This is a genomic window from Streptomyces sp. AK02-01A (assembly GCF_033795305.1).
Lineage (GTDB): Bacteria > Actinomycetota > Actinomycetes > Streptomycetales > Streptomycetaceae > Streptomyces.
This window is the reverse complement of the sequence record NZ_JARBAE010000006.1, coordinates 157,642-179,285: the sequence shown is the minus strand read 5'-3', so window position 1 is coordinate 179,285 and position 21,644 is coordinate 157,642. Positions and strand designations below refer to the sequence as shown.

Here is a 21,644-nt window from a genome sequence, read left to right as displayed (position 1 = left end):
GTACGCACAGCACGGCACTGTGAAAGGCGGACCATGACCACCAATTCCAAGCCGGTGAACGGCAGCCAGCCCTGGCTGCACCAGAAAGGCCAGGTGATCCAGGAATTCGGGACCGTCAAGCAATTTCCGGTCGGCCTGACCTACGAGGCCCGGATGTATTCCTGCCAGCGTCTGAACAAGGTCCTGGCGGACACACAGATCCTCTACGGCCTCTACAAGAAGCACCATTGGCTGATGCGCGGCGCGACCTTCTACCAACTGCACCTGGTGCTGGACAAGCACGCGGGAGAACAACTGGAAATCATCGACACCATCGCCGAGCGCGTCCAGTCCCTGGGCGGCGTCGCGGTCGGAGATCCCCGGCATGTCGCGGAGATCACCTCGATCCCGCGGCCTCCGGACGGCGTTGAGGAGGTGCCCGCCATGCTCTCCCGGTTGCTGGAGGCCCACGAGGCCATCCTCATCGACGCCCACGACGCCTCGGCCCGGACCGCCGAGTGGGGTGACGACGGCACCATCGACCTGCTGGTGTCACAGGTGATCCGGAGCGGTGAACGGCAGGCGTGGTTCCTGGCCGAACATCTGGTCGACACGCCACTGGTCCGCGTCTGAGGAATGGCGGGCCGCCGTCAGCGTACATATGAGGGTGCCTGAGGAGGCATGACCCGGCAGCGCACGACGACGCTCCGCCTTCCGCATACGATGCGGCGAAGATCAGGAACCGTCGCCTTCGCACCAGACGGAGCGCTACTGAACCGGGAGCGGATGATGGATCTGCGGCAGATGGAGGTCGTCGTCTCGGTTGCGGAAGCGGGCGGTTTCACGGCGGCGGCAAGACGGCTGCACGTAGTCCAGTCCGCGGTGTCGAGCACGGTCCGGGCCCTCGAACGGGAACTGGGCACCCCTCTCTTCGACCGCACCACACACCATGTCGTGCTGACCCCGGCCGGGGAGGCGTTCGTACCCGCCGCACGCACGGTGCTCCGGGCCGCCGAACTGGCACGGGAGGCCGTCGATGCCGTACAGGGACAGCTACGCGGGCGAGTGACGGTCGGCACGATGCAAGGGGTGTGGGCGGGGCTCCATCACGCCCTCGCCGCACTACGGGCGGAGCATCCGGGCGTGGTCGTACAGTTGCGGCAGGCGGCGGTCGCCGACATCCGGCAGGCACTGCGCGAGGGCACGGTGGACCTGGCCGTGGTGGCGCTCGACCGCCAGCAGCAGCGCGGGCTGGTGACCAGGCTGCTGTCCCGCGAGGACATGGTGTTGTTGGCGTCGTCCCGGCGGGTGCTCGCCGGGACGTCGCCGAACGGCGAGGTACGGCTCGGCGACATCGCCCAGCTACCTCAGGTCGAATTCCCACCCGGCTGGGCCATCCGCTACGCGGTCGACCGGGCCTTCCGGGCCGCGGGTGTCGACCGCGGCACGACGTTCGAGGTCAACGACATCGTCGCGGCAGCCGAACTGGTCCGCAATGATCTGGGCGTCTGCATCATGCCGAAGTCGATCGCGGACCGCTTCCCCGATCTGCCCCAGCATCGGTTCGACCGGTACGCGCCGAACTGGAAGATCATGGTGGTACGACCTCCCGGCGAAGCACCGCTGGCGGTCGCCGCGCTGCTGCGTCACATCACTTGACGGAGACCGGGACACCTGTCGGCCATCCCCACCGTCACAACGTTGGCGTCATGCCTGGCTGGTCTGTCCGTGCACTGAATTCGTCCTCACAGCGCACCGATATGTCCTCGTCAGCCGGCACTCGGGTACGGCTGCCGCCTTCCGTGCGCTGTCGGTACAGCGGTCGTACGCGCACGGGCCATTACTACCCCTACCGTGGTTCTACGGCGTGTTTCGAAAGCCCCGCCTGGCTCGCAACGCCTGGCACGCACGCTCGCCGAGTTGCCGGAGTCGTCCCAGTACGTCCAGTACGCGAACGATCCTCCGCCTTGCGATCGCACGCACCAGACGCCGCGAGCCCCGCCCCAGGGGGCGGACGGCGCTACTTTCGAAACGCGCCCTAGCGTGGGTCGGCCCTTGGCGCTTCCTGGAACTCATTTCTTGGAACTCACCGGCAAACCTGTGGTTCCCGGCACCCACAACGTCACCGGCTTGTCACCTGGGCACAGTTGAGGAGGCCGGTCGCACACACGGAGGATCTGGTACATGAGCGATGTCGAGCAGCCCTCGGGGCGGCACCACGGATACGTCCGGGAAGTAGTCGAACGGATCAGCGAGCACCACAACCGTGCCGTCCAGCGGCGCGAGGAAGAGGAACTGGCCGAGGTGGTCGGTGAGGCCGCTTTCGACATGGGCGCCGACATAGGACATCCGACAGTGCGGCACACAGCGGTCGGCTACGACGTCGACGCCGACCTCGGGATCGAGAAGGAGCCGCCGGAACTGCGCGCATAGACCCTCCGGATCGCGGGAAGGTCCAGTCCCAGCTCACGCAGGTCCGTATGAGGCCCAGGCAGCAAGGACGTCGAAGTCCATCGACGATGCCGATCCTCCGCCCTGCGATCGCACGCACCAGACACCGCGGGCCCCGCCCTCCGGGCGGACAGCTCCGCTTTCGAAACACGCCCTGGTTCGGAAGCGGCGGGCTGTCCGATAAATGATCATGCCGTGCTGCCGTGAAACCAGAAGGTGAGCGAGGCCAGGGGCGGTCCCGACCGTATCCAGACCAGCCTCGACCAGCACGAGGCCGCGCCCAGCAGCGCGGAGCCGGGAACGCGCGCCACACCGAACTCCGTACGCTGCCGGGCACGTCCGCATGCGTTCCCGGACAACGCGAGCCCCGGCGCAGGGCCTAACGTCGCCCCCGTAGGCACCCGCGCACACCCACGGCATACGCACGGTATCGCGGTGGTCCCGCTGCCGTGGCCATGACATCCGGTGTCCGTGCCCCCGAGGCGGCACATCGCGTCCAATCGAGGGGAATACACGCTCGATCCACGTTGTATAACGTTCAACTACTTACCAAGGGCGCACCCGAGCGCCGAAGACGACGGAGAGAGCTCGATCACGATGAGCAAGCCTTCACATAGCAGTCTCGAATGGACAGACCTGGACCAGCGGGCTGTTGACACTGCCCGCATCCTGGCGGCCGACGCCGTACAGAAGGTCGGGAACGGCCACCCCGGCACCGCGATGAGTCTGGCCCCTGCCGCGTACACGATCTTCCAGAAGGTGATGCGTTACGACCCGGCCGACGCGGGCTGGTTCGGCCGTGACCGGTTCGTCCTGTCCCCGGGACACACCTCGCTGACGCTCTACACTCAGCTCTTCCTCGCCGGGTTCGGTCTCGATCTGGACGATCTCAAGTCTTTCCGTACGCACCGTTCGCTCACACCTGGCCATCCCGAGCACGGTCACACCATCGGTGTGGAAACCACGACGGGCCCCCTCGGCCAAGGCGTCGCGAACGCCGTCGGCATGGCGATGGCCGCCCGTTACGAGCGCGGCCTGTTCGACCCGGACGCTCCCTCGAACGAGTCCCCTTTCGACCACACCATCTGGGCGATCATCTCCGACGGCGACCTTGAGGAGGGCGTCTCCGCCGAGGCATCCTCCCTCGCCGGACACCAGAAGCTCGGCAATCTCGTCTTCGTCTACGACGACAACCACATCTCCATCGAGGGCGACACCGCCACCGCGTTCTCCGAGGACGTGCTGAAGCGGTACGAGGCGTACGGCTGGCACACGCAGCGCATCGAGCCCACCGAGAGCGGCGACATCGATGTCCACGCGCTCTACGCGGCTCTCAAGGCGGCGCAGGCCGAGACCGAGCGACCCTCGATCATCGCCATGCGCACGATCATCGCCTGGCCCGCCCCGGGCGCCCAGAACACCGAGGCCGCGCACGGCTCCGCACTCGGCGCGGACGAGGTCGCGGCCACCAAGCGGGTCCTCGGATTCGACCCGGACAAGACCTTCGACGTCGCCGACGACGTCCTCGCTCACACTCGCGCGGCCCTGGACCGGGGCGCCGAAGCACACGCGGCCTGGGACAGTCGGATCGACAAGTGGCGCGGTGCCAACCCGGAGCGCGCGAAGCTCTTCGACCGCGTCGTGGCCGGTAAGCTGCCCGAGGGCTGGGAACACGCCCTGCCGGTCTTCGAACCCGGCAAGGCGGTCGCCACCCGGGCCGCCTCCGGCAAGGTGCTCCAGTCGCTCGGCGCGGTCCTGCCCGAGCTCTGGGGCGGCTCAGCCGACCTGGCCGGCTCGAACAACACCACCATCGACAAGACGTCGTCCTTCCTGCCCCAGGGCAACCCGCTGCCCGAGGCCGACCCGTACGGCCGTACGGTCCACTTCGGCATCCGCGAGTTCTCGATGGCCGCGGAGATGAACGGCGTCGCGCTGCACGGCAACACCCGTATCTACGGCGGCACCTTCCTGGTGTTCTCCGACTACATGCGCAACGCCGTCCGCATGGCCGCGCTGATGAAGCTTCCCGTGACATACGTGTGGACGCACGACTCCATCGGCCTCGGCGAGGACGGCCCGACCCACCAGCCGGTCGAACACCTTGCCTCGCTTCGCGCCATCCCCGGCCTGAACATCGTCCGTCCCGCCGACGCCAACGAGACCGCCATGGCCTGGGGCGAGATCCTCAAACGCCACGCCACCAACCCGGCCCCGCACGGCCTGGCCCTCACCCGCCAGGGCGTGCCGACGTACGCGCCCAACGAGGATGCCGCACGCGGCGGTTACGTCCTCCAGGACTCCTCCGACGGCACCCCGGCCGTCGTACTCATCGCCACCGGCTCCGAGGTCCAGCTCGCCGTCGCCGCCCGCGAACGTCTGGAGGCCGAGGGGATCGGCACCCGGGTCGTGTCGATGCCGTCCGTCGAGTGGTTCGAGGAGCAGCCGCGCGAGTACCGCGACAGCGTTCTGCCACCGTCCGTGAAGGCCCGCGTCGCGGTCGAGGCGGGCATCGGCCTGACGTGGCACAAGTACGTAGGTGACGCAGGGCGCATCGTCTCTCTCGAACACTTCGGCGCCTCCGCCGACGCCGAGACCCTGTTCGCCGAATTCGGCTTCACCCCCGAGAAGGTCGCCGCCGCCGCCCGAGAGTCGCTGGCTGCCGCGCGCGGTTGATCCGATCGCCAGAAAGAAGATGACCACCTTGACCGAAACCCTGTACGTCGACGGTCCGGTCGCTCCGAACACGGTGAACACCATGCCGGAGGCCACGGCCGCCGAGGACCACGGCCGGATCACCGGCAACACCATCACCGTCCCTTACAAGCAGACGCGCGCCGACCTCGACGCGGTCGAGAGGCCCGGAATCTCGTACGACGGAGTGGCGCGGCTTGTGGAGGACGAGAGCGTCGCGAAGTCCGAGCGGGCATGGAACGACTTGCTCGCCTCCACCGAGACCGAGCGCCTTGACTCCAAGGAGGCCTGACGTCATGCCACAAAACGTCACCGAAGGCTGGACCAACCCGCTGCGCTCCCCCGCGGACCGTCGCCTTCCCCGCATCGCCGGACCGTCCGGCCTCGTGATCTTCGGCGTCACCGGCGACCTGTCCCGCAAGAAGCTGATGCCGGCCGTCTACGACCTCGCCAACCGCGGTCTCCTGCCGCCGGGCTTCTCGCTGGTCGGTTTCGCTCGTCGCGAGTGGGAGCACCAGGACTTCGCCCAGATCGTCCACGACTCCGTACGCGAACACGCTCGGACCCCATTCCGCGAGGAGGTCTGGAACCAACTGTCCGAAGGGATGCGATTCATCCCCGGTGACTTCGGCGACGACGAGGCGTTCAAGAATCTGCGCGAGACGGTTGACGAGCTCGACGCGGCCCGGGGCACCAGCGGCAACTACGCCTTCTACCTCTCCGTTCCGCCGAAGTTCTTCCCCCAAGTGGTACGGCAGCTGAAGAGGCACGGCCTGTCCGATGCCCCCGAGGGTTCGTGGCGGCGTGCGGTCATCGAGAAACCCTTCGGCCACGACCTCACCAGCGCCAAGGAACTGAACCAGGTCGTCCATGAGGTCTTCCCTCCTGACCAGGTGTTCCGCATCGACCACTATCTGGGCAAGGAAACCGTCCAGAACATCCTGGCGCTGCGCTTCGCCAACCAGATGTTCGAGCCGATCTGGAACCGGTCCTTCATCGACCACGTGCAGATCACCATGGCCGAGGACATCGGCATCGGCGGCCGCGCCGGCTACTACGACGGCATCGGCTCGGCCAGGGACGTCATCCAGAACCACCTCCTCCAACTCCTCGCGCTGACCGCGATGGAGGAGCCCTCCGCCTTCGACGCCGAGTCCCTGGTCACGGAGAAACTGAAGGTCCTCAAGGCCGCCACGCTCCCCGACGACCTGGGCAAGCACACGGTGCGCGGGCAGTACGCCACCGGCTGGCAGGGCGGTGAGAAGGTCATCGGCTACCTCGAAGAGGATGGCATCGACCCCGCGTCGAAGACCGACACATACGCCGCGATCAAGCTGGAGATCGACAATCGGCGTTGGGCGGGCGTCCCCTTCTACCTGCGCACGGGCAAGCGGCTCGGGCGGCGCGTGACAGAGATCGCGGTCGTCCTCCAGCGCGCCCCGCACTCCCCGTTCGACTCGACGGCCACCGAGGAACTGGGCCAGAACGCGATCGTCATCCGCGTCCAGCCCGACGAGGGCGTTACCGTCCGCTTCGGCTCCAAGGTGCCGGGCACCTCGATGGAGATCCGCGACGTCACCATGGACTTCGCCTACGGCGAGTCCTTCACCGAGGAGAGCCCCGAGGCGTACGAGCGGCTGATCCTCGACGTCCTGCTCGGCGACGCCAATCTCTTCCCTCGCACCGAGGAGGTCGAGGAATCCTGGAAGATCCTCGATCCCATCGAGGAGTACTGGGAAAAGCACGGCACACCGGCCCAGTACGCCGCTGGAAGCTGGGGGCCTGTCGAGGCGGATCAGATGCTCGCACGAGACGGAAGAAGCTGGCGAAGGCCATGAACATCGAACTCCCGAACACCACAGCCGGCGAGATCAACAAAGCGTTGGTCCAGGCACGCCGGGCCAACGGCAGCCCTGCCGTCGGCATGGTGCTCAACCTGGTCATCGTCACGGACGAGGAGAACGCTCATGACGCGGTCAAGGCCGCGTCCGATGCCTCCCGCGAACACCCCTCCCGCATCCTGGCTGTCATCAAGCGCCCCACCCGCAGGGCACAGCGGCGCGGCGAGACCCGCCTGGACGCCGAAGTACAGGTCGGCAGCGACGCCGGCAACGCCGAGACCGTCCTCCTGCGGCTGTACGGCGAACTGACCGAAAACGCCGACTCTGCGGTCGTACCGCTGCTGCTGCCTGACACGCCGGTGGTCGTCTGGTGGCCGGTGGACGCCCCGGCCGCCCCGGCGAAGGATCCGCTCGGCGCCCTGGCGCAGCGCCGCATCACCGACTCGTACGCCGTCGAGGAACCCCTCAGGGAGCTGGCCGTACGCACCACCACGTACGCCCCCGGTGACACCGACCTCGCCTGGACCCGGCTCACTCCGTGGCGCTCGATGCTGGCGGCGGCGTTGGACCAGGCCCGCGCCACAGTGACCTGGGCGGTCGTGGAGAGCGAGGCCGAGAATCCCAGCGCCGAGCTGCTGGCCCGCTGGTTCGCCGACCGACTCGGCGTGCCGGTGCGACGCGTTGTGACCAAGGGCCCTGTCATCACCGGTGTGCGGTTGCGCACCGCCGACGGCGAGATCGTCATCGACCGCCCGGACGGGACCCTTGCCACCTTGTCCATCCCTCACCAGCCCACCCGCGCCCTCCCTTTGCGCGTCCGCGGCACGGCCGAGCTGATCGCCGAGGAACTGCGTCGTCTCGACCCGGACGAGGCTTACGCCGACGCCCTGAGCGCCACCGCCAGGGAGCTGAAGAACGATGTCTGACGCCGGGAGCAGCGATGTCCCCGGCCCGGAACGACAACGCCGCACGCCTCGGCCGCGAGCACAACGACGCCGACGTCATCAGCATCGGGCGCCCGGATGCACACCGTCGTGGCAGCCGGGCACCTGTGGGAGGTCGTCGTGAGGACCCCCTTCAGCCAGGACCCGGGCCACAGCCGTCGCATCGGCATGCTGACCGACCACGAACAGCACAGGAGTAACTGACATGCAGCTCGGACTCATTGGCCTCGGCAAGATGGGCGGCAACATGCGCGAGCGGATCCGCCGCGCCGGCCACACCGTCGTCGGCTACGACCACAACCCCGAACTCTCCGACGCCGACAGCTTGTCCGCACTGGTCGAGAAACTCGAAGCGCCACGTACGGTCTGGGTGATGGTTCCGGCCGGCGCCGCCACCCAGTCCGTCATCGACGAACTCGGAAAGCTCCTTGAGCCCGGCGATACCGTCGTCGACGGCGGCAACTCCCGCTGGACCGAGGACGAGAGACATGCCGCCGAACTGGGCGCCACGGGCATCGGCTTCGTCGACGCGGGTGTCTCCGGCGGCGTGTGGGGGCTGGAGAACGGCTACGCGCTGATGGTCGGCGGCGTCGCCGAGCACGTCGCCAGAGTCCAGCCGATCTTCGACGCGCTCAAGCCGGAGGGGCCGTACGGCTACGTCCACGCGGGCAACGTCGGCGCCGGGCACTTCTCCAAGATGGTCCACAACGGCATCGAGTACGCGATGATGCAGGCCTACGCCGAGGGCTGGGAGCTACTGGAGAAGGTCGATTCCGTCACCGACGTCCGCGAGGTCTTCCGCTCCTGGCGGGAAGGTACGGTCATCCGCTCCTGGCTGCTCGACCTCGCGGTCGACGCCCTCGACGAGGACGAGCATCTGGACGGACTCAAGGGCGTCGCCCAGGACTCCGGCGAGGGCCGCTGGACCGTTGAGGCGGCCATCGACCACGCTGTGCCGCTGCCCGCGATCACAGCCTCCCTCTTCGCCCGGTTCGCCTCGCGCCAAGAGGACTCCCCGCAGATGAAGATGATCGCGTCGCTGCGCAACCAGTTCGGCGGCCACGCGGTCGAGAACGCCAAGAACGCCAAGAACGCCAAGAACACGGACGGCGGTCGGTAACCATGCAGACTGACGGCCTCACGGTCGGCGTCGACCTCGGTGGCACCAAGATCGCCGCCGGGGTGGTGGACCCCAAGGGAGAGATCCTCTCAAGGGTCCGCGTCGTCACACCACATGACCCGAGCCTGATCGCCCGTGCCATCGCAAGCGCCGTGGAGCAGGTCCGCCAAGGCTGGGACGGCGTGCGGGCGGTGGGGGTCGGCGCCGCCGGCTACGTCGACCGGCAGCGCTCCACCGTCCGCTTCGCGCCCAACCTGGGCTGGCAGGACGAGCCCCTCCGGGAGATCGTCGAACGCGCCACCAAGCTGCCGGTCGTCGTCGAGAACGATGCCAATGCCGCCGCCTGGGGCGAGTTCGTGTACGGCGCGGGAGCCGACCACGAAGACATGGTCATGGTCACTGTCGGCACGGGACTGGGCGGTGGAATCATCACCGGAGGGCAGCTCTTCCGGGGCAGGTTCGGCATGGGCGGAGAGATCGGCCATTATCGGGCCGTACCGGATGGGCTTCCCTGTGGCTGCGGCCAGCACGGCTGCATCGAGCAGTACGCCTCCGGTGCCGCTCACACCCGTCGCGCCCGCGAAGCCGCCGCGACCGATCCCGGTCGCGCCGCCGCGCTCCTCGCTCTGGGCGACGGCAGTCCTGACGGCATCCACGGCCGGCACGTCACCGAGGCAGCGATGGCCGGGGACCCGCTCGCCCTGGAGCTCTTCGAGGAGACCGGCCGCTGGGTCGGGCAGGCACTCGCCGACCTGGCGTCCATCCTTGACCCAGCCGTTTTCGTCATCGGTGGTGGCCTCGGCGAGACCGGTGAGCTGATCGCCCGCCCCGCCGAGGCCTCGTACCGCAAGGCACTCGGTGGTGGAGACCACCGCGTGTACGCCGACGTCGTCACCGCCACCGTCGGACAGGAGGTCGGCCTCATCGGCGCTGCCAACCTGGCCCGATACCGCTGACATCCGCCTTCAAGCGCGCTGGTGTGGCCGGCACCAGCGCGCCCTCAGGGATGCCCCGGCGCCCGCTTCCGGGAGAGCGTGAGCGGCTCCACGGAAGATTCATCAGCCTGATCCAAGACCCCTGGGCGCACGGGAATCCAAACACATGGTTTACAGTTCAACGAGATGGTTGAAATATCAACCACTTGCTCGCGGCTCTCCGCCGACCACGGCCGGCGCCCGCGACCGCACCTCACTACATCCACTACTGGAGATCCACATCATGGCTTCGCCCGTCAAGCTCGCTGTCATCTACTACTCGTCCACCGGCTTCAGCGCCAAGATCGCAAAGGAGATCAGCGACGCGGCCGAGAAGGCCGGCGCCGAGGTTCGGCTGCTCAAGGCCGCCGAGCTCGCCCCCGAGGCCGCGATCGCCGCCAACGAGGCGTGGGCCGCCCACGCCGCGGAGAGCGCCGGCATCCCGGTCGCCACCCCTGACGACGTCGACTGGGCCGATGCCGTGATCTTCGGCACCCCCACCCGCTTCGGCAACATCTCTTCGCAGCTCAAGCAGTTCATCGACACGCTCGGCGGCCTGTGGGCGCAGGGCAAGCTCGCGAACAAGCTCTACAGCGGCTTCGTCACCACCGCCACCACCCACGGCGGCCAGGAGTCCACCCTCCTCGCTCTGTACAACTCGATTCACCACTTCGGCGGCCTCATCGTCTCCCCCGGCTACACCGACCCCGTCAAGTTCGTCGACGGCAACCCGTACGGCACCTCGCACGTCGACGCCCAGGGCAACAACCCCATCGGCGAACAGACCCTCAACTCCGCCCGCCACCAGGCCGAGCGCGTGGTCCTGCTGACGCGCGCCTTCAAGACCGGATTCACCGCCTGAGCCCTGCCCGGACGGTCTTCACGGGCCCGGAACGTCTGCCACGGCACCTCGCCACGTCGTCGGAATCATTCACGTACATCCAGTACGAGCACGATCCTCCGCCTTGCGACGCACCGCACCAGACGCCCGGACTGATCCACGAAGACCGACCGGACAGGACCTCACCCCGCTGGCCCACAAGGCCCGAAAGAAGATGACCCACCATGGGTGAACTTGTCCTGGTCCGCCACGGCGAAACCGAGTGGACTGTCTCGCGTCAGCACACCAGCTACACGGACCTGCCGCTCACCTCGCATGGTGAGGACCAGGCACGGTCGGCCGCCCGGCTCCTCGCCGGGCGGCCGCCCGCCCTGGTACTGACCAGCCCGCTCCAGCGCGCTCAACGCACCACCGAACTCGCCGGCCTGCGTCGTGCCGAGATCGAACCCGACCTGCACGAGTGGGACTACGGCGGCTACGAAGGCATCACAACCGCCCAGATCCACCGCACCCGCCCCGACTGGAACCTGTGGACCGACGGCGTCGTCCCCGGCCCACCCGGGCATCCCGGAGAACAGCCGCACGACATCGGGGCCCGCGCCGACCGCGTCCTCTCCCGAATCGGCCCGCTGCTCGACGACCCGGCAGGCGGCGATGTGGTCCTGGTCGCCCACGGCCACTTCCTCCGGGTTCTCACCGCCCGGCGGCTCGGCCTGCTTCCCGCCGCGGGATCCCTGTTCCGCCTCGACACCGCGACGGTCAGCCGCCTCGGTACCGAGCACGGCCGCCCTGTGATCGTCGAGTGGAACCGCAGCGCGGATCGCTCCCTCGCCGGGGCCTCCGCCATCACCGCGGCCTTCTGATCTCCACGGCTTACACATCAGCCCCCATTCGGCGACATTCGGCATGCCGAACCCGGCGCCTCGACACGGAGCACGTTCCCATGACCTCCAGCACATTCCCGGACACCCGATCCGCCCGGCAACCAGCGAAACCAAACCTCCGCCGCGTCACCTTCATCGCCGCCGCCGCGGCGATCGGCGGCTTTCTCTTCGGCTACGACAGCGCCGTCATCAACGGCGCTGTCACCGGAATCCAGCAGCACTTCGACATCTCGTCCTCGGAGACCGGCACGATCGTGTCCGCCGCACTCCTGGGATCCGCCGTCGGCGCGGGCTTCGCCGGCCGCCTCGCCGACCGCATCGGCCGACTGCGGGTCATGCACATCGCCGCCGCACTCTTCGCCATCAGCGCGCTCGGCTCATCGCTGCCCTTCTCCGTCTGGGACCTCGCGGCCTGGCGAGGCCTCGGCGGTATCGCGATCGGCCTCGCGTCCCTGATCGGCCCGACATATATCGCCGAGGTGGCCCCCACGCGCTACCGCGGCCGTCTGGCCTCCTTCCAGCAGGCCGCGATCGTGCTGGGCATCACCGCCTCCCAACTCGTCAACTGGGTCATCGCCCAAGGCGCCGGAGGCGAAAGCCAGAACTCCCTCGGCCCGCTGGAGGCATGGCAGTGGATGCTGATGGCCGCCGTGGTCCCGGCCGTCCTCTACTCGCTCCTCGCCAGCCGTATTCCCGAGTCTCCCCACTTCCTGATCACCACCCGACGACTGCAGCGGGCCGGCGCCGCGCTGCGCGACATCGAGGGCAGCGACGTGGACACCGAGGCCCGGATCGCGGAAATCCGACTCGCCCTCGACAGAAGTGACAAGCCCCGGATCAGCGACCTGTTCGGCGGCCGCTTCGGACTGCTGCCAATCGTCTGGACCGGCATAGGCCTGGCCGTCTTCCAGCAGTTCGTCGGCATCAACGTGATCTTCTACTACTCCTCGATCCTGTGGCAGTCGGTGGGAATCGAGCAGTCCAGCTCGCTGCTGATCAGTCTGTCCACCTCGGTGATCAACATCGTGGGTACGGTCGTGGCGATGCTGTTCATCGACCGGATCGGCCGTAAGCCGCTGGCTCTCATCGGCTCGGCCGGAATGGCGGTCTCTCTCGCCCTGGCCGCCTGGGCGTTCTCATACAAGACCGGCAGCGGTGACAGCATCTCCATCCCGGACACGCAGGGAACCGTGGCGCTGATCGCCGCGCACGCCTTCGTCTTCTTCTTCGCCGTCTCCTGGGGCGTCATCCTGTGGGTCATGATCGGCGAGATGTTCCCGCCGAAGATCCGCGCCGCCGCCATGTCCGTCGCCACCGCGTTCAACTGGATCGCCAACTGGGCAGTGACCGAGACCTTCCCGCGCCTGTCGGACTGGAACCTGTCGGCCACCTACGTCGTCTACGCCGCCTTCGCCGTTCTGTCGTTCGGCTTCATCAGCAAGTTCGTCCGCGAGACGAACGGCAAGGAACTCGGCGATGCGAGCTGAGCACCTCACCTCCGATTCAGGGCCTGGCCGGACCGGCCGCGATCGCGCGGATCGGCGCGGCCGAGGAGCGGTGCGGCGGGGATGACGACGGCCCGCGGCCTCATGGCGGCGAGCGCGGTCTCCCACGGCTCGACCTGGCCGCCGAGCATGACGACGATCCGGTCCTCGGCCCGTACGCTCTGCTCACGCGGCCGGTTGGCGGCCCGGTCGGAGCGAGCGGACATCTCGGCGAAGGTGACACGGGTGCGACCGCGACACGCCCCGGCATCGTGTAACCAGTGACGCGGGTCCCGCCACCTCCGGACGGAGGTGGCGGCGGGCCCGGCGGGAGGATACGGACATGGCCGAAGCGGTCGAGGCGGTGGAGATACGGGCGGCGCTGCTGCGACTGCGCCGGACGACCGGACTGCCGGTGGCCTTCGGTGGACTGCTGCACGATGCCGGACAGCTCCGTATCGCCGAGCTGAACGGCGCCTCGACCGGCGCGCTGCGCGGCCTCGCGATCTCCTCGGGCAACGGCCTGGGCGGCAAGTCCATCGCCTTGTCCAGACCGTGCGCGGTCACCGACTACCGCGTGGCGCGGCACATCAGCCATGAGTACGACGCGGCGGTGGCGGCGGAGGGCCTGCGCTCGGTGCTCGCGGTGCCCGTGGTCGTACGGCGCGCGGTGCGCGGAGTGCTGTACGGCGCGCTGCGCAGCGCCCTCCCGATCGGCGGGCGGACCTTCGACGCGGCGGTCGCCGCGGCCCGGGACGTGGAGCGGGCCCTGGTCGTACGGGACGAGGTACAACGGCTGCTGACGCTGTGCCGTGAGCCGTCCGCGGGCCCCGGTGCGTGGGAGGAGGTGCGCGCGGCCCACAGCGAACTGCGGGCGCTGGCGCCGCGGATCGTGGACCCGGCCCTGCGCGACGAACTGCCGGCGGTCTGCGGACGGCCATCGGGCGCGGCGATCCCGGCGGGACCTCCGCCGCGTGAGTCGCCGGTGACTCTCGCACCGCGCGAGGTGGATGTCCTGGCCTGCGTCGCCTCCGGCTCGACGAACGCGACGGCGGCGGAACTGCTGGGTCTGCGCCCGGAGACGGTCAAGGGCTATCTGCGCTCGGCGATGCGCAAACTGGGCACGCACACCCGGCTGGACGCGGTGGTGGCGGCCCGGCGGGCGGGCCTGCTGCCCTGAACACCCGCCGACGAGGATCCCGCGCCAGGAGCGCGTCAAAAAGCGGCCTCAGCAGGTCAACGCTCCATCAGGGGCACCGCGATCCGCTTCCCGGCGGGCATAGCTTCCAGGTGTCAGACAGCGATCGACTCTCCTGGGAGGGCACCATGAAGCGCCTCACATCCGAGGACGCGGACGAGGGCTCGGACCCCGACCCGGCCTCCACCACGGCCTCGGGCCCGCATCCGGAACAGGCTCCGGAGGCCGACTCCGACGCCGACCCCGACAGACCCGGCGCGGCGAAGCCGCTGTACGTACCCGTACGGATCGGCTCGGCCGGCGGACGGTATCTGCGTTTCGCGCGTACGCCGCTCGGCGCGCGCACCGCGATCGGCTTCACCAGCGCGCGGCGGCTGACCGCCGTCCTCGGTGAGCAGCAGCGGTGGATCAGGCTGGCGGAGCCGGCGCTGCGCGCGCTCGCCGCGCCACTCGGCGCGGCCCTGGTCACGGTGGATCCTCAGCTCACCGCGCCGGCGATCGGCAGGCCCGCGCCGGACCCGGCCTGCGCGCGCCGTGCCATGGATCTTTCGGAGGCGATGCCCGTATGACCACCGAACCTCTGCTGAAGATCAGCGAGTTGAACTCTCCGACGGTCTGGCCCGCGTCCGCCGTCGTCGCACCCGGCGGCGACATCGCCGTGGGCGGGGTCTCCCTCGCGGAGCTGGCCGAGCGCTACGGCACTCCGACGTATGTCCTCGACGAGGACGAGATGCGCGCCCGTGCCCAGGCCTGGCGCCACGCGTTTCCCGGCGGCGAGGTCGTGTACGCCGCCAAGGCGTTTCTGTGCCGGGCGGTCATCGACTGGATGGAGCAGGAGGGCCTCGGCCTCGACGTCTGCTCCGCGGGCGAGCTCGAACTGGCCGCCACCCGCGGTTTTCCGGCCGACCGGATCGTGCTGCACGGCAACGCCAAGTCGCCTCAGGATCTGCGGACCGCGCTGCGTCTCGGCGTCGGCAGGATCGTCATCGACTCGGGCTGTGAGATAGCGCGGCTCGCGGCGCAGGTGCCGGGGCCCGGTTCGCAGCGGGTCATGGTCCGTGTGCTGCCCGGCATCGAGGCGGGCGGGCACCGCAAGATCCGTACGGGCGCGGAAGGACAGAAGTTCGGTCTCTCGATCGCGGACGGCGACGCGGCGGAGGCCGTCGCCCGGATCCTCGGCCAGCCCAGGCTCGAACTCGTCGGTCTGCACTGCCATCTGGGCTCGCAGATCGCGGAGGCCGAGCCGTACGCGGAAGCGGTACGGCGGGTCGTGGCCTTTATGGCCGGGCTCAGGGACCGGCACGGTGTGACCCTGCCCGAGCTGGACATGGGCGGTGGTTTCGCGGTGGCGTATCTGCCCGGTGATCCGGCGCCCGCCCCGTCGGTGTACGGCCGGGTGATCAGCGACACGCTGGCGAGCGCCTGCGCCGAGCACGGTCTGCCGGTCCCGCGGCTGACCGTGGAGCCGGGCCGCTCGGTCGTCGCACCGGCCGGGATCGCGCTCTACCGGGTGCTGTCGGTGAAGCGGACCGGCGGTCGCGTCTTCGTCGCCGTCGACGGCGGGATGAGCGACAATCCGCGGCCCGCGCTGTACGGCGCGCGCTACACGGTCCGCAGGGTGGGCCGCGCGTCCACGGCTCCGATGCGGACGACGACGGTCGTCGGCCGGCACTGCGAGGCCGGTGATGTGCTCGCGGAGGCGGTGGAGCTGCCGGAGGACATCCGGCCTGGGGATGTGCTGGCGGTGCCGGCCGCCGGCGCCTATCACGTGTCGATGGCGTCGGGCTACAACATGACGGGCCGTCCGCCGGTGGTGGCGGTCTCCGGCGGGCGGTCGCGGATGCTGGTGCGCCGGGAGAACTTCGACGACCTGCGCAGCCGGGACGTCGGCCTCTGACCGGGCCGGACCGGCGGCGCGGAAGGCCGGGACCGGAGTCGTACGAGGTGGCCGGGGAACGGTGGTGCGCGAGCGCTCTGCCTCCTCGGCCGCCTTTGCGCGTCGGCGTCCGGATCCCGGTCCCTGTCCCGGTCAGGGAGCGAACGCGCGGCGCACGGTTTCGGCGAGAGCGGACTTGCGCCGTTCATGCTCGGCGTCCGCGTCGTCCCTGGCGGCGGCGATGATGACGCTCGCCGGCGACCAGGCCATGGACATCGCGGTGACGAGTGACAGCACATCGGTGGGTGCGAGCGCGGGGTTGATGTGGCCGTCGCGCTGCGCGTCGGCGATCGACCGGAGTTTCAGCGCGTCGTGGTCCTCCATGTTGGTGATCAGGTCACCCGCGGGAACGCGCTCCAGCCGGGACCAGGTCGCCAGCCGGACCAGCTCCGGGTGTACGAGATACGCGTCGTACAGGCCGGTGGCATAGCCGGGCAGGTCCTTCGCGTCCAGCGGGACCGTGTTGACGATCATGTCGAGGTGCTCGCCGAAGACCGCGTCGAAGAGGCCTTCCTTGTTCCCGAAGTAGGCGTAGAGCTGCGCCTTGTTCGCACGGGCGGTGGCCGAGATCCGGTCCACCCGTGCGCCGGCGATGCCGTACGTGGCGAATTCGGCGGTGGCGGCGTCCAGCAGGCGGCGCTTCGTAGCCTCTCCAGCGTTCATGCCTCCACTATAAACGAACTAGTTTGTTTGACGGTGCGATCTGGCTGTCGGCAACGACATGCGGGTCCCGTACCGCCCGCCATGGTCCCGCTGGGCCTCGGTATCGGTACGGCGATGACGCCGGAACCGGTCCTGGTCCACTGATCCCACCGCCGCGGCGGCCCGGGAGGTGTCCCGGGCCGCCGCGTCCACAAGGTCAGGCGCCCGGTGGCATCCCCGCCGGACGCCGGGAGGGACGCGCCAGCGAGTAGCCGGCGATGCCGGCCAGCGCGCAGATCACGCCACCGGCCGCCGTCCAGATCCAACGGTCCGACCACCGGCCCGAGGACCAGCCGTCCTCCGGCTCGACACCGGCCGACACCGGCCGGCCGTCGCTCGCTCCCTCCTCGTCCTCCGAGGTGGTGGCACCGGGCGTCAGCGGCGCGGCGAGCCGGCCGCCGACCGCGTGGGCCCCGCCCATGTCCGCGGTGGTGGCCTCGACCTCCGCCCGCACGGGCAGACCCAGGTCCGACGCCGGCGCGTTCAGGACGGTCAGGCGTACGTAGTAGCTGCCCGGCAGCGGATCGTTGGCCCAGGGCTCGGCCCAGGCCCGTACGGTACGGAGCGTGCAGCGCAGCTCGACCGTGCCCGCGCCGGCCGCTATCGCCCTGGTCTGCGCGCCGTTGACGCACGGCTGGCGGCGGCGCAGCCCGTCGTACACATCCACCTGCCAGGTGGCCGCGCCCTGTCTGGCGGTGGATCCGGGCAGTGTGACCTTGGCGGTCACGGTGGCGCGCTGTCCCGCGTCGACGGGAAACACCCAGTAGAGATAGTCACCCGTGGAGCCGTCGGCGGTGGCCCGCCGGCCCGGCTGGAAAGCGGCCGCCGTACCGAAGGACGTGCCCGCCTCGGTCGGCCCCTCGGCGCTGTCCGTCGCGTCCGAGGAGGTGGCCGAAGGGCTCGGTGTGTCGTCCGCGACGGCGCCGCCGGCCGTGCCGAGAAGCAGCACTCCGGCCAGCATGGTTCCCGTGAACATACCGGTGATACGCATCAGTTGGTCCTCCAGACAGCGACGCGCCAGCGCGAGACCCAGCCCCACAGCAGGCCGGCGATCAGGCCGGCGAGGGCCAGCAGGCCGAGCAGCCACCAGCCCCGGCCGAGGCCGAACGCCGCGGCGTCCGACGGCTCGTCGGGCGAGTCGACCAGGCCGACGGTCAGCTCGACCGGCATGCCCGGCGTGGTCTTCACGGAGTCGGGCGCCGAGAAGGCGTTGCTGACCTGGAGACAGACCGTCTCCGGCGCCGGTCCCACCTCGTCGACGTCGTCGACCGGCGGCTTCGGATAGCGCAGCCCGGTCGAGATCACATCGGTCCGCCCGTCGCCCGCCTCCGAACCCCGGACGATCTCCCGGCCGTGCACCGTCACGGCGCGCAGCAGGACGCCGTAGTCGTTGTCGACGGCGCGGTCGGAGGCGATGCTCACCGAGGCGCGCAGCTCCTGGCCAGGCAGGACGTCCACGCGGTACCAGCGGTGCTCGGAGAACTTCTCGCGGTCGCTGTAGAGACCGGGCTTGAGCCGCGGTGCGTCGGCGCAGCGCGCGGCGCCCTCGGTGGCCACCGGGACGGCGACCGGGTCGGCGGCGCGGTCCACGAGCTGGGACACCCGGCCGGAGAGTTCGTCGGTGTGCCGCACCGAGGTGTAGGTGCCGCCGGTGGCCTCGGCGATGCACATGAGCTGGCGCTGGGTCTTGGCGTCGGGCACCAGGCCCAGGGTGTCGATGACGAGATGGATGCCCTTGGCCGCGATCTCCCGCGCGACCTCGCACGGATCGAGTGGAGCGCAGGTGTCCTCACCGTCGGTGATGAGGACGATACGGCGGGTGGCGTCACCGCCTTCGAGGTCCTCGGCCGCGCCGAGGAGTGCGGGGCCGATCGGTGTCCAGCCGGTGGGAGCGAGAGTGGCGACCGCGGTCTTCGCCTCGGTGCGGTCCAGCGGGCCCACGGGATAGAGCTGCCGGGTGTCCTTGCAGCCGACCTTGGTGTCCTTGCCCGGGTAGTTCGCGCCGAGGGTGCGGATGCCCAGTTCCACTTCTTGCGGCACCGCGTCCAGTACCTCGTTGAACGCCTGTTTCGCCGCCGACATCCGGGACTGGCCGTCGATGTCGCGGGTCCGCATCGAGCCGCTGACATCGAGGACGAGATCGACCTTGGGGGCCGGTTTCCCGCTGGGTTCGTCGGCGGCGGCAGCGGGAGGGAAGAGCCCTACGGCCAGGGTGGCCACCAGACCGCACACGGCGGCCGCTGACCGTTTACTTATGATCATCGCCGGATGATAGTGAGAATTACTCCGGGAGCCAAACGGGACTTGACGGCCCGTCATTTCATATCCGACGGATGAATGGAGAGGGTCCCCTTGTCGTCGGGGCAGGAACGGGCCACTGTATTTGTCACAGGGATCCCGTCTGTCACATTGGATGTGTCCCTTCCCCACACTCCCCCCACAATTCACATCCGAGGTGACGGGCATGAGCCCCACGAGCGGCGGAGCGGTACCACCGACAGGATCGCCGGACGGAGTGAGCCGCCGCCGCTTCCTGGGAGCGCTCGCCGGGGCCTCGGCGGTCGCCGCGGTGTCCGCCACCGCGGGCGCCGCGCCCGGGCCCGTCCGGCCGGAGGCCGCCGGTGGCCCGCACGAGGCGGTCCGGCCACGTGCCGCCGTCCGGCCGCTGTTCCTCGGGACGTACACGTCGGAAGCGGGCGGCGGCACCGGGGTCGGGCTGGCGGCATACGACTCCGGGACGGGCGGGATCTCGGGCACCGGCACACTCACCGGCGTGGACAACCCGTCGTATCTCGCCGTGCACCCGGACGGCGGCACGCTCTACACCGTCAATGAGCGGCGGGACGGCGGTGTGACGGCGATCGCTCTCTCCGACGGCGGCGCTCACACGGTCCTCGGCACACGCGGCACCGGCGGAGCGGGACCCACCCATCTCTCGGTGCATCCGGGCGGACGGTGGCTGCTGAGCGCCAACTACACCTCGGGCAGTGTGGCCGTGCATCCCATCGACACCTCGGGCGCGCTGGGCGAGCGTACGGATCTTGTCACGCACTCCGCGCCGCCGCCCGGCCCCGGCCAGGACGGGCCGCACGCCCACCAGATCATCACCAGCCCCGACGGCGGCCATGTCCTCGCCGTCGATCTGGGCAACGACACCGTCTACACCTACCGGCTGGACACGACCGCGGGCACACTCACGCGGGTCTCGTACGCCACCGTGCGGGCCGGCGCGGGCCCTCGCCATCTCACCTTCCACCCGTCCGGCGCGTTCGCCTATCTGGCCAACGAGCTGGACAACACCGTCGTCGTCTGCGCGTACGACGCGGGAACCGGCGTGCTCACGCCGGGCGAGCCGCAGTCCACCGGCGCGGGCGGCGCGGGCAGCAGCTTCCCGGCCCAGCTCGTGGTCACACCTGACGGCGGTTTCGCCTATCTGGCCAACCGCGGTCACAACAGCCTGACCCGGTACGCCGTCGAAGCGGACGGCGCGCGGCTGCGCCTGCTGGACACCGTCCCGGTCGGCGGCGACTTTCCGCGACAGCTCGCGCTCTCTCCCACCGGAGAGCTGCTGTTCGCCGCGAACCAGCGGTCGAACTCGGTGACGGTCTTCCATGTCAACCCGAGCGGCGGCGAACTGCGGTCCGCGGGCGAGCCGTTCACATTCCCGGTCGCGGTCTGCGCCCTGCCGCTCTGACGGCCGGTCCGACCGCACGCGGGCCCGGCTGCCGCTCAGGTCCAGACGCCGGAATCCCAGTCCGCCTGCTGAGCCGAATAGATCAAGGTGAGGTCGTCCGGCAGCGATGCCTTGACGGTGCGCGTGAAGTCATCGGTCAGGACCTCTTCCCGGCCGGCCTCGATGCCCGCGACCACTTGCTCGGCGACGCTTTCCGGGCTGATCTTCGACTGCACCGCCGCGGCGGCCGCCATCTCCGTGTCGATAAAGCCCGCGAATACTCCGGTGACCAGGGTTCCCTGATGGCGGAGCTCCACCCGGGCCGCATTCGTCAACGCCCAGGCCGCCGACTTCGAAGCGCCGTAAGAGCTGTTGAACGGATTCGCGAACCATGACACCACCGAGAGCATATTGACCAGCGCGCCGCCGCCATTCCGGGCCAGGACGGGAGCGAATGCCCGGCACATCGCGGCGGTGCCGAAGTAGTTCGTCTCCATCTCTTCGCGTGCGTCGTCCAGCGTCGGAGCCGACAGAAGTGGCGACTTGCGCATAACGGCCGCATTGTTGATCAGAATATCGACGTCCCCGCACATCGCGGCCGCTTCGGCCACTTCATCCGGCTTTGTCACATCCAGACGCACGGGCACGACCCCGGGCTCGTCGACCTTGGACTCGTCGCGTGCGCCGCCGTACACGACCGCGGCACCATTTTCGACCATGGTCCTCGCGAAAACACGGCCGAGGCCACGCCCCGCGCCTGTTATCAATACGCTCGCCCCGTCAACAGTCACTGGCATTTCTGAGAACCTTCCGCCATCAACCCTCGATGAGAAGTCACTCCCGAGCAGTGAGAAGTCACTCCCGAGCAGGAAGGCGAGAATCCCGCGGTTCGCGAAATACCCGCCGCGTAAGGTAAGGAGTGTGAT

General features: G+C 69.4%; 19 protein-coding genes and 2 pseudogenes. 16 read left to right on the top strand and 5 right to left on the bottom strand.

Going from position 1 to position 21,644, the window contains the following annotated elements; genetic code table 11:
• Positions 1-33 precede the first annotated feature (33 nt).
• The 12 genes and pseudogenes from PV679_RS09265 to PV679_RS09210 all read left to right on the top strand — a co-directional run bounded on the left by PV679_RS09265 (position 34) and on the right by PV679_RS09210 (position 13,212).
• Positions 34-612 carry a DNA starvation/stationary phase protection protein gene (locus tag PV679_RS09265; RefSeq protein WP_319679612.1) on the top strand — a complete coding sequence of 193 codons (579 nt, stop codon included), beginning with the start codon at positions 34-36 and terminating at the stop codon, positions 610-612.
• Between the two features lie 156 nt (positions 613-768).
• Positions 769-1,638 carry a LysR family transcriptional regulator gene (locus PV679_RS09260; RefSeq protein ID WP_416069679.1) on the top strand — a complete coding sequence of 290 codons (870 nt, stop codon included), beginning with the start codon at positions 769-771 and terminating at the stop codon, positions 1,636-1,638.
• Between the two features lie 525 nt (positions 1,639-2,163).
• Entirely contained in the window at positions 2,164-2,412 is a 249-nt protein-coding gene (locus tag PV679_RS09255) for a hypothetical protein (protein ID WP_319679610.1), read from the top strand.
• A gap of 615 nt (positions 2,413-3,027) precedes the next feature.
• On the top strand, positions 3,028-5,103 hold the full coding sequence (tkt, locus tag PV679_RS09250) for a transketolase (protein WP_319679609.1): 2,076 nt from the start codon (positions 3,028-3,030) through the stop codon (positions 5,101-5,103).
• Positions 5,104-5,134: 31 nt separating this feature from the next.
• A pseudogene (locus tag PV679_RS09245) lies at positions 5,135-5,413 on the top strand (transaldolase); the annotation flags it as partial.
• Between the two features lie 4 nt (positions 5,414-5,417).
• Entirely contained in the window at positions 5,418-6,959 is a 1,542-nt protein-coding gene (zwf, locus tag PV679_RS09240; protein ID WP_319679608.1) for a glucose-6-phosphate dehydrogenase, read from the top strand.
• Entirely contained in the window at positions 6,956-7,888 is a 933-nt protein-coding gene (gene opcA, locus PV679_RS09235; protein ID WP_319679607.1) for a glucose-6-phosphate dehydrogenase assembly protein OpcA, read from the top strand. Before zwf ends, opcA begins: the two co-directional genes overlap by 4 nt.
• Positions 7,889-8,111: 223 nt before the next feature.
• On the top strand, positions 8,112-9,026 hold the full coding sequence (gene gnd / locus PV679_RS09230) for a phosphogluconate dehydrogenase (NAD(+)-dependent, decarboxylating) (protein WP_319679606.1): 915 nt from the start codon (positions 8,112-8,114) through the stop codon (positions 9,024-9,026).
• A 2-nt stretch (positions 9,027-9,028) separates the two neighbouring features.
• A complete protein-coding gene (locus PV679_RS09225) occupies positions 9,029-9,982 on the top strand; it encodes an ROK family glucokinase (protein WP_319679605.1) in 954 nt (317 codons plus the stop codon).
• Positions 9,983-10,244: 262 nt separating this feature from the next.
• Positions 10,245-10,862 carry an NAD(P)H:quinone oxidoreductase gene (gene wrbA / locus PV679_RS09220; RefSeq protein WP_319679604.1) on the top strand — a complete coding sequence of 206 codons (618 nt, stop codon included), beginning with the start codon at positions 10,245-10,247 and terminating at the stop codon, positions 10,860-10,862.
• Positions 10,863-11,065: 203 nt separating this feature from the next.
• Complete coding sequence (locus PV679_RS09215) at positions 11,066-11,704, top strand: histidine phosphatase family protein (RefSeq protein ID WP_319679603.1); 639 nt, start codon at positions 11,066-11,068, stop codon at positions 11,702-11,704.
• Between the two features lie 80 nt (positions 11,705-11,784).
• Positions 11,785-13,212 (top strand): sugar porter family MFS transporter, encoded by a 1,428-nt coding sequence (locus PV679_RS09210; protein ID WP_319679602.1) that lies wholly within the window; start codon positions 11,785-11,787, stop codon positions 13,210-13,212.
• A gap of 23 nt (positions 13,213-13,235) precedes the next feature.
• Here the strand turns inward: PV679_RS09210 and PV679_RS09205 are convergent.
• Positions 13,236-13,460, bottom strand: a pseudogene (locus PV679_RS09205) (AMP-dependent synthetase); the annotation flags it as partial.
• Between the two features lie 92 nt (positions 13,461-13,552).
• Here PV679_RS09205 and PV679_RS09200 point away from each other — a divergent pair.
• The 3 genes from PV679_RS09200 to lysA all read left to right on the top strand — a co-directional run bounded on the left by PV679_RS09200 (position 13,553) and on the right by lysA (position 16,304).
• Entirely contained in the window at positions 13,553-14,389 is an 837-nt protein-coding gene (locus tag PV679_RS09200) for a helix-turn-helix transcriptional regulator (RefSeq protein WP_319679601.1), read from the top strand.
• A 146-nt stretch (positions 14,390-14,535) separates the two neighbouring features.
• Positions 14,536-14,976, top strand: coding sequence for an SAV_915 family protein (locus PV679_RS09195; protein ID WP_319679600.1), 441 nt, complete (start codon positions 14,536-14,538; stop codon positions 14,974-14,976).
• Positions 14,973-16,304: a diaminopimelate decarboxylase gene (gene lysA, locus PV679_RS09190; RefSeq protein WP_319679599.1), complete on the top strand. Its 1,332-nt coding sequence runs from the start codon at positions 14,973-14,975 to the stop codon at positions 16,302-16,304. Before PV679_RS09195 ends, lysA begins: the two co-directional genes overlap by 4 nt.
• Positions 16,305-16,436: 132 nt before the next feature.
• Here lysA and PV679_RS09185 read toward each other — a convergent pair whose 3' ends face one another.
• The 3 genes from PV679_RS09185 to PV679_RS09175 all read right to left on the bottom strand — a co-directional run bounded on the left by PV679_RS09185 (position 16,437) and on the right by PV679_RS09175 (position 19,307).
• Entirely contained in the window at positions 16,437-17,006 is a 570-nt protein-coding gene (locus tag PV679_RS09185) for a TetR family transcriptional regulator (protein WP_319679598.1), read from the bottom strand.
• Positions 17,007-17,202: 196 nt separating this feature from the next.
• Positions 17,203-18,036, bottom strand: a complete 834-nt coding sequence (locus PV679_RS09180; protein WP_319679597.1) for a hypothetical protein — start codon at positions 18,034-18,036, stop codon at positions 17,203-17,205.
• Positions 18,036-19,307: a VWA domain-containing protein gene (locus PV679_RS09175; RefSeq protein ID WP_319679596.1), complete on the bottom strand. Its 1,272-nt coding sequence runs from the start codon at positions 19,305-19,307 to the stop codon at positions 18,036-18,038. Before PV679_RS09175 ends, PV679_RS09180 begins: the two co-directional genes overlap by 1 nt.
• A 202-nt stretch (positions 19,308-19,509) precedes the next feature.
• On the opposite strand from PV679_RS09175, the gene PV679_RS09170 reads away from it, so the two are divergent.
• Positions 19,510-20,739 (top strand): lactonase family protein, encoded by a 1,230-nt coding sequence (locus PV679_RS09170; protein ID WP_319679595.1) that lies wholly within the window; start codon positions 19,510-19,512, stop codon positions 20,737-20,739.
• 35 nt (positions 20,740-20,774) lie between these two features.
• Here PV679_RS09170 and PV679_RS09165 read toward each other — a convergent pair whose 3' ends face one another.
• The gene (locus tag PV679_RS09165) at positions 20,775-21,515 is read right to left on the bottom strand and encodes an SDR family oxidoreductase (RefSeq protein ID WP_319679594.1); all 741 of its coding nucleotides are present in this window, start codon (positions 21,513-21,515) and stop codon (positions 20,775-20,777) included.
• Positions 21,516-21,644 lie beyond the last annotated feature (129 nt).